Origin of the sequence: Emticicia sp. (genome assembly GCF_049241225.1) — a bacterium.
In the GTDB taxonomy this organism is placed as follows: Bacteria; Bacteroidota; Bacteroidia; order Cytophagales; family Spirosomataceae; genus Emticicia.
The window spans coordinates 3,050-15,943 of the sequence record NZ_JBMLRC010000217.1 but is presented as its reverse complement, the minus strand read 5'-3'; the positions used below and the strand labels follow the sequence as shown (position 1 = coordinate 15,943).

Sequence of the window (12,894 nt, the reverse complement as noted above, 5' to 3'; positions counted from 1 at the left end):
CAGTAGCCGCACAGAGATTGGCATCATTGACCGTCACGGTGTACGTACCGGCAGCTAAAGAGTTAAATGCATTGCTACTCTGGAAATTTGTGCCATTTATTGAATATTGGTAAGGCGTGGTTCCCCCGTTTGCCGTAAGCGAAATACTACCAGAATTGTTTGCATTACAAGTTAAATTGTTCGAAGTAGGTGTAAGCGTCAGAATCGCGGGTTGTGTAATAGATGTAGTTACAGTAGTTGTACATCCAGTAGCATCTCTTATTGTCAGCGTATAATTTCCAGCTGTAAGTGTTGAAAACACATTGTTACTTTGGAAGTTTGTACCATTTATTGAATATTGGTAAGGTGATGTTCCTCCGTTTGCTGTAAGCGAAATGCTACCAGAATTGTTTGCGTTACAAGTTAGGTTCGATGGTGTGGCAGTGGCAGTAATATTCGATACTGTAACTGTGACGATATTTGATGGAGCACTTACACAACCACTTTCAGTACAGATGGCTGTATAACTTGTAGTTGTACTCGGTGTGATATTTAATGGGCTTCCAGTACCAACCACAATATTCGATGAGTTTCTCCATGTTAATGTACCAGCACATGAGTTCGAAATACTTAAATTTGTACTTACTCCAGAGCATATCACCGTGGTTCCAATTGCAATTGGCGTTGTTGGTATTTGATTTACGGTCACATTGACTGATGTTCTGTCAGTTTCGCAAGTTATTAAAGGATTAGACCCTACTACAACAAAGGCTCTTGCTACATAATAAGTTTGAGATGATGATAGTGTAGGAGTGCTATATGTTTCATTTCTTGTTCCAGATGTAGGAGATAATGAACTTACTGAATTTGCTGAACTGTACCAATTGAAAGTACCTAAAGATACACTACTACTTGCTGTAAATGTTGCGGAGCCACTTCCGCAAAACGTAGCAGAAGATGGATTTACTGTTGGTATCCCAGTAAGCGAATATGCAGGATTTACAGTGATAGTGTTTGATATTTTTGTACAAAACTCCGAAACCACTGTAACTGAATAATCGCCACCAGTTGAAGCATTATACGTTGAATTCGTTGCCCCTGTTATAGGATTCCCATTTAAATTCCACTGATATTCATACGAACCCGTACCGCCCACTGGTGAGGCAGTTAATGTCGTACTTCGGTTGAGAACACCCGTTCCACAAAAATATGTATTTCCCGAAATTGAGACCGAAAGAGGAGGTGTGACGGAAACTTTAGCTATTGCCATATCACTACATCCAAATTGAGAGGTAACCGTGGCGAAAAAGGCTGTAATTTGTGTTTGAGAAGTAACATTGTTTAAGACACCACTTATTGAACTGGTACTTCCGCTATTTAGGCCTGTAAGGTTGCTCGTGTTATCTCTGGTCCACGAATACGAAGTTGTACCATTCACTGATTTACCATCAGTTATGGCAATATTTACATTATCTCCACTACAAATATTGACTAGGCCTGGTGTGACTACAGCTTGAGGGATTGGATTGGCTGTAATTGTAAAATTTTGTGCAGTGCCAATACATGTTACACCTTCATTGGTATAAGATGGAGTAACGCTGATGACACCCGAAATTGATGTACTCCCTGTGTTTGTAACAGTAAAAGCATCAATATTGCCAGTTCCTGTTCCAGCTAAGCCAATTCCGGTATTCGAATTTGTCCAATTATAAATTGTGCCACTTACTGCACCCGTAAAATTTACAGGCGTTGAAATAGCTCCATTACATAAACTCTGATTTGTTATTGAGTTTATTGTAGGAGTAGGATTGACCGTGATAGTGAAATTTTGAGTTGAACCAGTACAAGTAACTCCATTATTTGTATAGGTGGGTGTTACAGTGATTGTACTCGAAATTGGGGTACTACTCGTATTTATAGCAGTGAATGCTGCGATATTCCCCGAACCACTTGCCGCTAAACCTATGCTTGTATTTGTATTTGTCCAATTATAAACTGTACCACTTACTGCTCCCGAGAAACTTACAGCCGTTGTTTGGGAATTATTACATAATATTTGGTTAGAAATCGGATTTGCAGTCGGTATCGGATTTACTGTAATGGTAAAATTACCCGGAGTTCCCGAACAAGAAACTCCATTATTGGTAAATGTGGGAGTTACTGTTACCATTCCTGAAATAGGAGAAGTTCCTGAGTTAGTGGTGGCGAAAGATGGAATGTTTCCTGAACCGCTTGCCGCTAAACCTATGCTTGTATTTGTATTTGTCCAATTATAGATTGTTCCACTGACTGCTCCTGTAAAACTCACTGTATTAGTCGCAGAACCATTACAAAGAGTTTGGTTATTAATAGGATTAACTGCTGGTGTTGGGTTGACTGTTATATCAAAACTTTGCGGTAAGCCTGTACAGGTAATGCCATTATTTGTATAAGAAGGTGTTACAGTGATTGTGCTAAATATAGGCGATGTACCATTGTTTGTTGCCGTAAATGCTCCAATATTTCCTGACCCACTCGCGGCCAATCCTATGCCTGTATTCGTATTTATCCAGTTGTAAATTGTTCCACTGACTGTTCCTGTAAAAACTACGGCTGAAGTTTGTGAACCATTACATAAGGTTTGGTCTGTTATTGAATTAACTACAGGAATAGGGTTCACGGTGATGCTGAAGTTTTGTGATGCTCCAACACACGTTATTCCATTATTTGAATATGATGGTGTGACCACAATATTAGCCGTAATAGGGGTATTTCCTGTATTATTGGCCGTAAATGCCGCAATATTTCCCGAACCACTCGCCGCCAGACCAATTGCTGTATTACTGTTTGTCCAGTTGTAAACCGTTCCACTGACTGCACCACTCAGATTGATTGCGGTGGTGGTTGAGCCACTACAAAGTGTTTGACTCGCAACTGAATTGACTGTTGGAGTTGGATTGACTGAAATAGTAAAGTTTTGTGGTGTTCCGGTACAGGTCAAAACCCCGTTTGTAAAAGATGGCGTTACCGTAATTGTGCCAGAAATTGGTAAGTTGGTTGAATTTGTGGCGGTAAATGCTGCAATATTTCCTGTACCACTGGCAGCTAAGCCGATGTTTGTATTTGTATTAGTCCAGTCATAAACAGTTCCAGTTACAGTTCCAGACATTACTATTGTAGTTGTCTGAGATCCATTACATAGTGCTTGATTAGTAAATGGGTTAACATTTGGCGTTGGATTTACAGTAATCGTAAAAGTTTGGGCCGTACCCGTGCAAGTTACACCATTGTTGGTGTAGCTCGGAGTAACTGTAATGGTCCCAGAAATAGGAGAATTAGTCAAGTTAATCGCTGTAAATGCTGCAATATTTCCTGTTCCACTAGCAGCCAAACCGATAGCAGGATTACTATTTGTCCAATTAAATATTGTTCCACTAACACTGCCTGTAAAAGATATTGCTGTAGTATTTGTGCCGTTACAAAGAATTTTATTCAATATCGAATTTACGGTAGGAATCGGATTTACAGTTACCGTGGCAATCGAAACGGTACTTTTGCAATTTCTTGCAACTATTTCACAGGTAGCGTAATAATTAGTAGTAGAGCTTGGGCTTACTGTGGTAGATGGTAATAAGGTTGTTAAAGATGCATCGGTGTACCATAAATTTACCCCTGTCAGACACGCACCCGATAGGGTAACACTCTGTCCGACACAAATCGTTGGAGAAACTACTGTTGGTGCATTTGGCTTCTCGATAATTTCAATGTTTATTGTTTTAGTACAACCACGAGCATCTACAACCTCAGCGGTATGCACCCCTGCTGATAGCCCATTAAACGTATTCCCTCCCAAACTACCGCCATCAATTCTGAACTGATAAGGTTCCAATCCTCCCGTAGCACTTACCGTAACATTTCCTGTATTTCCTACAATACAATTGTTTTGGTTTTCAATCGATATTGTAAGGTCAGGAACTGTATTTACATTCAGTGTTTTTTCTAAAACACATCCATTGTCATCTTTAACACCAACAGTGTAATTGCCAGCTGCCAAATTTGCAAAAGTAGTAGTACTACCATAACTACCACCATTTATGTTGTAAGTTAAAGGAGCTTTTCCTCCAGTTCCAGAAATAGTTATGATTGCATTATTACCAACCGTGCAATCATTGCTTGATTCTGTCGTAAGAGCTAATGGGTCATTTTGTGTTATAGTTATTGGCTGTGAATTAATACATCCTTTGCTGTCTTTTACTGTAATCGTATAAGTTCCGGCGGCAATCCCAGTAAAAATGTTTCCTGATTGGAAATTTGTCCCATCTTTTGAATATTCATAGTTTGGTGTTCCTCCTGCTGTGCTGGCAATAATCGTTGCGGTAGAGCCTGCACATATAACTGTGCTGGCTGTAAGAGTTAAAGATGGATTTGGGTTTATTACTACGGCAATGGTTGCTCTCTCTGTTTCGCACCCATTTTGAGTCTGCGAAACATAATAATTCGTAATACCTACCGTGCTGGTTGAGGGGGTAGGGGCAGTTGTGGAGCCAACGCCACCTGTGGCTGCACTGTACCAAAGTACGGTGGCTCCCGGTGCTCCCATGACACTTAATTGACTTGCCGTATTTCCTTGACAATATTCGGTTGTGCTACTCGATAATGCCGGTGGAGTTTGGTTAACATTTACTACTATACTACCTGCTGTACTCTTACATCCCGCCGGACTTACACATGATACATAGTAGGTTGTGGTAGTAGAAGGCCTTACTGGATTTGAGACAGTTGTTGTTAATCCTGCATCAGAGTACCAAGTTGCAATACCAGTGCTGCAACTTGCTGATAAAGTAGAGCTTTGTCCTGAACAAATCGTAGTCGGACTTGCTGAAATACCTGTTGGTGCAGATGGGGTAGGATTTACATTTACAGTAACATTTAACGCGTTACTTTTACAGCCGCTGGTACTCACACACGCCACAAAGTATGTAGTTGTTATTGTCGGACTCACTGGAGTGCTAACCGAGGTGGTTAGGGCAGAGTTTGTGTACCAAGTTACGGTTCCACTGCTGCAAGTCGCTGATAAATTTGAACTTTGCCCAACGCAAATGGTTGCAGGACTCGCCGAAGCTCCAGTTGGTGCAGATGGGGTAGGATTTACAGTTACGGTTATATTTCCTGAAGTACTTTTACAGCCAGCAGTACTAACACAAGCTACATAGTAGGTTGTTGTACTTGTTGGACTTACCGGTGAACTTACTGAAGTTGTAAGATTTATATCACTATACCAGGTGGCTGTTCCACTGCTACATGTTGCAGTTAGAGACGAACTTTGGCCTAAGCAAATTGTACTCGGTGTGGCTGCAATTGATGTTGGTGCCGATGGAGTAGGATTAACTGTAACTGAAATGTTACCTGATGTACTCTTACACCCAGCACCACTCACACAAGCTACAAAATAAGTTGTAGTTATACTCGGACTTACACTATTCGAAATAACATTGGTCAATGCTGCATCACTATACCAAGTTGTGGTGCTACCAGTACAAGTTGCTGTTAATGTAGTACTTTGACCCGAACAAATTGTGCTTGGACTAGCCGAGATACCTGTTGGGGCCGATGGAGTAGGATTTACCGTGACAGAAATATTTCCCGAATTACTTCTACAACCTGTATTACTAAGACAGGCAACATAATAGGTTGTTGTGGTATTTGGACTAACCGAACTTGGAATTACATTTGTCAATGCTGCATCGCTATACCATGTGGTTGTTCCACTGCTACAATTTGCTGATAAAGTAGAACTTTGACCTGAACAAATAGTAGATGGGCTGGCTGAAACAGCCGTTGGAGCTGTTGGTGTAGGGTTGACATTGACTGTAACGTTTCCCGGAGTACTTTTACATCCCGCAGCACTTACGCAGGCAACATAATATGTGCTTGTACTTGAAGGGCTAACAGTATTTGAAATTACATTTGTTAGTGCAGCATCACTATACCAGGTAGTAGTACCAATGCTGCATGTAGCTGCCAAGGTTGAGCTTTGTCCTGAACATATAGTACTTGGGCTTGCCGATATACTCGTTGGAGCTGATGGGGTAGGGTTTACATTTACGGTTACACTGCCCGAAGTACTTTTACAGCCACCACCGCCCACGCACGAGACATAGTAAGTTGTGGTTGAGGTCGGACTGACAGTGCTTGAAGTAGTGGCCGTTAGTGCAGCATCAGTGTACCAAGTTGGGGTGCCAGAACTACAGTTTGCCGACAAAGTTGAGCTTTGTCCTGAGCAAATCGTTGATGGGCTCGAAGCAACACTTGTTGGTGGGTTTGGAGTAATGTTTGTTTCTGTTACCGAAACATTTGTATTACGTGTACATCCATTAGCATCTGTTGCAGTAATTGAATAAGTTCCAACAGTTAAGTTATTAAAAGTCCCAGATGGACTTTGTGTTCCTATATTTGGAGAAATACTATATGAGATTGCTCCAGTTCCGCCAGTTGCAGCAATTACTATTCTTCCGTTATTTCCTCCGCTACATGTAATGTTTGTAATGGTCGGTGTTCCGAAAGTTATAGCGGTGGGTTGACTAATTGTAACAGTCGTAAATTTTGTACAAACATTATCTCTTACGTAGAAAGTATATGTGCCAGCTGTTAAACCTGAAAAAATATTACTTGATTGAAAATTACTGCCATCTCGGCTATAAGTCGCAGCACCTGTAGGGGTACCTGTGAAACCTACCGTAGCAGTTGAAGTGCCACCATTACATGTAATTGAAGTTGTATTTGCTGTTGCACCAGTCAGCGTACAACAACCAATGGAGGCCGTACCTGAGTTGGTTGGGAAATTTATGGTAGTTGCACGGTTTGAATAATTTGTAATAACGAGTACATAAACTCTACCTGCTGTTACGGAGGGAATAGAAAGTGCAATATTTGCAGAACTTGTGTAGTCACACGTTAGCGGTGTACTTTGCGTAGCAATACATGCATCATTAACAGTATTTACTGGCCCCCAGATTGCACCGTCAACATCAACATTAGCTGTATTTGTTACAGTAAATGAAACCGAGCCGCTTGTCAGAGGAATAAAATAAAACCATGATTGATTTGGTCTGGTCGAAAGACATCCCCATCGGGTTGACCCCGTTCCTCCATTGGTAGTATTATTAACTAATGCAGGAAATGAAGTGCCACTGCACAACTGGGCATCGCTTGATGTCGATAAAGCTGTACAAGATGCGGCTGGAATATTTGCCAAAACTTTTAGGTTTTTTGTTGGCTGATTTTGTTCTTTGCTGATATTAGTTGCAAGGCTTACAGATACAGATTTCCAGTCACTTACACACCCTGTATTTGGTTCTTCGTATCTGAGATAATAATTTATGGGAATTGAAGTGGGTTTAATGAGTGTGATGCCACCTGGCTCTTTTTCGTGCTTCCATTGTAACTGCACTCCAACTTTTGGACTTTCTTTTGTGCCCAAATAAAAAGGTTCATCGGAGGTTAATTTATAATCGGCAGGTAACGAAGGCAAGCCAGTAAAACTAGGTGTGCTTACACTTATCGTAATTCTATTTGAAGCTTCACTTTCTTTATTGCCTGCTTTAAAAACTGCGTAGTAGGTTGTGCTTTTTTTTGGAGAAACTTTCAGCGTATTGCCAGTACCAACAATCTCATTTGAGCTTGTTTTCCAAATAATTTCACCATCAATAGAGTTTTTAACCTTCAATTCAACACTATTACCAATACAAATTTTGGTAGTTCCAGCAGCTATTTCTGGAGCAATAATTATTGAATCGGGCTTTATGAAATTACTCTCACTCTTAATCCAGTTAATTACTATTGAAGAGTTTAATGTGTTAGTCTTTGCAATTGTTGGATTTGTCACGAACCACACACATAATGAACTACATATTTTAGCTATAAATAATAGTTTATCTTTAATCATAAAATTATTGAAAATTTTAGTTTTTTCTCACTTTAATAGGTTTTTTTTAGAAAGATTCTTTCAAAAAAACTTACTGATAAAATTTATATTTTAGGTTTAATATATCTTGTAAAGAAATAAATGAAGAGGTCAGGTAAAGTTTTTTAGTAAGTACTTTTTTAAGTTGGCGATTTTTTATCATTAGAATTATAAAAATGTAATAGGTAACATAATATGGGCAGAAAACTACAAATATTATTCCATTTTAATACAATTTTACTTCTTAACTTGTCATTATTTTAAAAAACAATCAAATTGATGATTGATGTGCACTTTCAATTGTGAAAATATATGTTATAACCCGTTCTGAGGTTGATAGTTTTAATTTTTTTTATTCCCCATACCACCTTTTTTCTACTTCTCTCGTCTTTTTTATTATTAGCAGGACATTCACATACAGATACTGCACTAAAATTCCCTTTAAAAAACTGACACCATGATTAGAAGAAGCTTTTCTGTAGTTGGCATTATGCTAACGTTTATTTTAGTTTTTCAAGCGTGTAAGACCGATGAAATAACAACCGTTAAAACCGCTACAATTACCGCATTAACTTGTTCGAGTGCAACATTTTCGGCTACTGCTACAAGTGGTGCATCATATACAGGCACGGCCACCGTGCCTTACACCGGTGGCAATGGCGTGGAATATGCCGCAGGCACAGCCGTTGCATCATCGGGTGTAACAGGCCTGACAGCTACATTATCGGCAGGAGTTTTAGCCACTGGTGCTGGAACCGCCAACTTTGTAATAACTGGTACACCAACTACATCAGGCACTGCCAATTTTTCGATAGACTTAGGCGGACAAAACTGCACGCTTTCTTTACCAGTAGCGGTTTCAAAAGCCAGTATTTCAACCTTGATTTGTACGGTTGCACCAGCTATCGGTACAAACGGAACAGCCTATAATGGCACCGTAACAATGGCTTATACTGGTGGAAACGGCGGTACTTATGATGTTTCAACGGCCTCTTCTACGGGTGTAACTGGCCTGACAGCAACAGTGGCCGCAGGCAAATTGGCCAACGGAGCAGGAAATTTGACTTATACAATTTCGGGGACACCAACCTCATCGGGTACGGCTATATTTAATTTAAGTTTGGGCGGACAAAGTTGTACGGTTACGCTCGCCATTGCCGCAGGAACTTCTGGTACTGCAACGGCTGCCAAAGATACGGTTGTGATTGCTTACTCAGGTACGAGTGCTTCAATCAATAATCCGTATGCGAGTTCGGGTGTGGCTGTGGCAGTTAGTGGGGCAGATGTAACCGTCACCTCGACCAATACTACCAAAGAAATTGTTTATTTATTATCGGGAACGGCCACTAAAGGTAGCTTCAAAATTTATAGCGAATACCGATTTAACATTACGATGAAAGGAGTTAGCCTTACCAATTCGGCAGGACCAGCCATCAATATTCAATCGAGCAAAAAAGGTACGATTAATATCTTAGCTGGCACAACCAACAATCTGACTGATGGTGCAACTTACGCCACCAGCAAAGAAGACCAAAAAGGTACGTTTTTTAGCGAAGGACAACTAAGTTTTATGGGAACCGGAACTCTAAACGTAACGGGGCTTAATAAACACGCCATCGTGGCTGATGATTATATTGCTATCAGCGAAGCCAATATTGTGGTGAAATCGGCAGTAAGTGATGGTATTCATGCCAATGATTATTTCCAGATGGATAACGGAACGGTGAATATTACTTCATCAAGCGATGGTATAGTTGCCGAAGAAGGTTACGTGGCAATCAATGGCGGAACAATTACCGTCAATAGTGTTGATGATGGAATTGTTGCTCCCTACGAAGGAACAGACGCCACAATTACACCTTATGTCTTGATAAAAGGTGGCAAAATAAGCGTTACAACAACGGGAGATAAAGGCAATGCTATCAAGAGCGAAAGTTATATGACAATCGGCACGGCGGATGCCATTACCCTCACAGTTTCGGGTAAAGGCTCGAAAGGTATAAAAACTGGTGGAGATTTCACGCTGACCGCTGGAACTATAAAAATTACAACATCTGGAGCGGCATATTATGATACCGAAGATAAAGACATTGCCGCACCTGCGGGTATTAACTGCGACAAAAACTTAGCAATTAGAGGTGGAAGCTTGACAATAACAAGTACAGGCATTGGTGCAAAAGGAATCAATATTGATGGAACGGCAACTGTGAGTGGCGGTACGACCAATATTACGGCATCGGGAGCAAAATATACGTATAGCAGTACAATGACCAGCGAAGCCAAAGGCTTCAAAAGCGATGGTGCTTTTGTGATGAATAATGGCGAACTCACTATTTCAGCCACTGATGATGGACTAAAATCGGGAGCATCAATAACGGTCAATGATGGAACTATCAACGTAACCAAATCTTACGAAGGAATGGAGTCAATCATTATTACAATTAATGGTGGTGTAAGTAATCTACTCGCTTCAAATGATGGATTGAATACTTCTTATGGAACGGTTACTGGTGGGACAGAGGCCAATGACAACAGTAGCTTAACAGTAAACGGTGGAGTGTTGATTGTGGGAGGTTCGGATGGTATAGATAGTAACGGAAATTTGTATATTAAAGGTGGCACAACCATTGTAAGTGGTAATGAAGGAATAGACATAAATGGTAATTTTATTGTGAGTGGCGGAACTTTGATAGCGGGTGGTCCTAATTCAAATATGACAAAATCTATCGGAGCGGCTTCAACGCAAGTTGGAATGTTTATCAAGTCAAGTGCTTCACTACCAGCAACATCAATTATACATATCGAAGATGCGGCTGGCAAAGATTTGGTCACATTTAAGCCGAGAATTGCAACGAGTATTTTCCATTTCTCGAATCCAAGTTTGGCAAAAAATACGGCATATAAAATCTATTTTGGCGGTGCTTATACTGGTGGAAGTTTTGTCGGAAATTCGTCGGGCTGGGGATTGTACACCGGCGGAACTTACTCAAATACTGGAGCAACGCTAAAATCTTCGCCAACTACCTCGGCGTCGGCAACGGTCAATGCCTTGACATTCTAAGAAAATTTTTAAGGTTAAACAAAAAACCGACGCAAGTTTTTCTCGTGTCGGTTTTTTGTTTGGAATTTTTTTGGTGTTTTCAAGTCCCAATTTTTCCTGTTCACTCAAAGTTTTATGAAATAGGCTGATTAAATTCATACATTTGAGATATTTTTTATCAAAATGAATAAAAATTTTTCGACTACGCAGTTTGTTTGGGGAGTATCATTTTTCTTGGCATTGTTTGTCAATTTTCCTATTATTTTTCTGCAATTACCCCGTTTACAGAAGTCGCATATTGCCCAGTTAGATATCGTCATTCAGATTTTTGTTTCTTTGATTTACGCCGTCTTTTTTATTCAATTAGTCTATCGAAATTCTAAAGCGAATACTCCTAAAATACGTCATAGCTTCGAGATTTTGCTGCTTTTGGTGGCATACGTGACGGTACTTTCCACACTCAATATTTTGGTCATTGGCCTTTCTGTAAAAATGATTCCGTCGGTAATCATTAGGGGCGTTTCAATTGCTGGACTTGCCTATTATTTCAGCAAATTCTTGATAGAAACCGACCTCAAAAACGAAATTCTTCTCGAAAACGAACAACTCAAAACCGAAAACTTATTGGTTCAGCTTACTTCGCTCAAAAATCAACTGAATCCTCATTTTTTGTTCAATTCGCTCAATACACTCAGCTGGCTCATCAACGAAGACAAAGAAAAAAGTCAACGTTATTTGCAGAAACTTTCGCAAGTATTGCGGTATTCGTTGAGTATGCAAGAGCAATCGTTAGTACCATTGAAAGAAGAATTGGCCTTGGTAGATAGCTACATTTTTTTGTTGCAAATAAGATTTGGTAATAATTTGCAGATTATCAAAACCATCGAAAATATGCAGTTCAAGATTCCGCCGCTGTCACTACAATTATTAATCGAAAATGCCATTAAGCATAATGTCATTTCAACGGCTTCTCCGCTGAGTGTTTGGATTGAATTGCGAGATAATGTATTGATAGTCAGGAATACACATAAGCCAAAACCAAATTCTGAAGGTACGGGTATTGGCTTAGTAAACCTCAACGAACGCTTCAAGATTTTGGCAGGTCGGGAGGTAGAAATTGAGCAAAACGAGCAAGAGTTTAAAGTAGTTTTACCATTAATACCAGAATGAAAATTGTAATCATAGAAGACGAAATAGCAGCGGCCAATCAACTAAAGTTTTTGCTGAATCAAATCAATACGGAGTATGAAATTATGGTAATCCTTGAAAGTGTGCAGGAAGCAATCAGTTGGTTTTCGGCCAACGGAAGTCCCGATTTGATATTTTCGGATATTCAGTTGGCAGATGGCATTTCGTTTGAAATTTATGAACAAGTAAAAATCAATGCTCCTATCATATTTATTACTGCTTTTGATGAATACGCCATTCGTGCCTTCAAACTCAACAGCGTTGATTATATTCTGAAACCTCTTGATATTGATTCGCTGAGTTTTGCGATTGAAAAATTTAATAATCAGCAACTCGTCAAACAAGAAACCCTCAATGAGCTTATCAAACAGCAGGTTTTCTCCCAAAAGAGTTATCGAAAAAGTTTTTTGGTGCGTTTCCGAGACAAGCTTTTACCCATAAAATCCAGCGAATTTGCTTTTTTCTTCATCGAAAACGGACTTGTATTTGGTCAACTTTTTGATGGCCGAAAACACCTGCTCGATTTCAAACTCGAAGACCTCGAAACCCAACTCGACCCCCAAGAGTTTATCAGAGCCAATCGACAGTATATTTTATCTCGAATCAGTATTGCTGAAATAGAATCTTACGCCAACAGCCGTGCTTTAGTAAAAACCAATCCAAGGGCATCGTTTGAAGTAATTGTAAGTAAAGAAAAAGTGACTTCGTTTAAACGCTGGTTCGAAAATGGCTAAAATGGCGGTTC

Annotated in this window: 4 protein-coding genes; 3 read left to right on the top strand and 1 reads right to left on the bottom strand. The window is 39.9% G+C overall.

Features of this window, described 5'->3' with window-relative positions; all coding sequences use genetic code 11:
* On the bottom strand, positions 1-7,903 hold a 7,903-nt coding region (locus tag ACOVO2_RS12265), incomplete at its 3' end, for a PKD-like domain-containing protein (RefSeq protein ID WP_421770256.1).
* A 475-nt stretch (positions 7,904-8,378) separates the two neighbouring features.
* Here ACOVO2_RS12265 and ACOVO2_RS12260 point away from each other — a divergent pair.
* The 3 genes from ACOVO2_RS12260 to ACOVO2_RS12250 all read left to right on the top strand — a co-directional run bounded on the left by ACOVO2_RS12260 (position 8,379) and on the right by ACOVO2_RS12250 (position 12,883).
* Positions 8,379-10,982, top strand: coding sequence for a carbohydrate-binding domain-containing protein (locus ACOVO2_RS12260; protein ID WP_421770255.1), 2,604 nt, complete (start codon positions 8,379-8,381; stop codon positions 10,980-10,982).
* A 162-nt stretch (positions 10,983-11,144) separates the two neighbouring features.
* Positions 11,145-12,131: a sensor histidine kinase gene (locus ACOVO2_RS12255; protein ID WP_421770254.1), complete on the top strand. Its 987-nt coding sequence runs from the start codon at positions 11,145-11,147 to the stop codon at positions 12,129-12,131.
* Complete coding sequence (locus ACOVO2_RS12250) at positions 12,128-12,883, top strand: LytR/AlgR family response regulator transcription factor (protein ID WP_421770253.1); 756 nt, start codon at positions 12,128-12,130, stop codon at positions 12,881-12,883. The genes ACOVO2_RS12255 and ACOVO2_RS12250 overlap by 4 nt, the downstream gene beginning before the upstream one ends.
* Positions 12,884-12,894: the final 11 nt, after the last annotated feature.

Excerpts from the sequence above, each read along its gene's own strand:
- ACOVO2_RS12255 (WP_421770254.1), top strand. The coding sequence starts at position 11,145 with ATGAATAAAAATTTTTCGACTACGCAGTTTGTTTGGGGAGTATCATTT.
- ACOVO2_RS12250 (WP_421770253.1), top strand. The coding sequence starts at position 12,128 with ATGAAAATTGTAATCATAGAAGACGAAATAGCAGCGGCCAATCAACTA.
- ACOVO2_RS12260 (WP_421770255.1), top strand. The coding sequence starts at position 8,379 with ATGATTAGAAGAAGCTTTTCTGTAGTTGGCATTATGCTAACGTTTATT.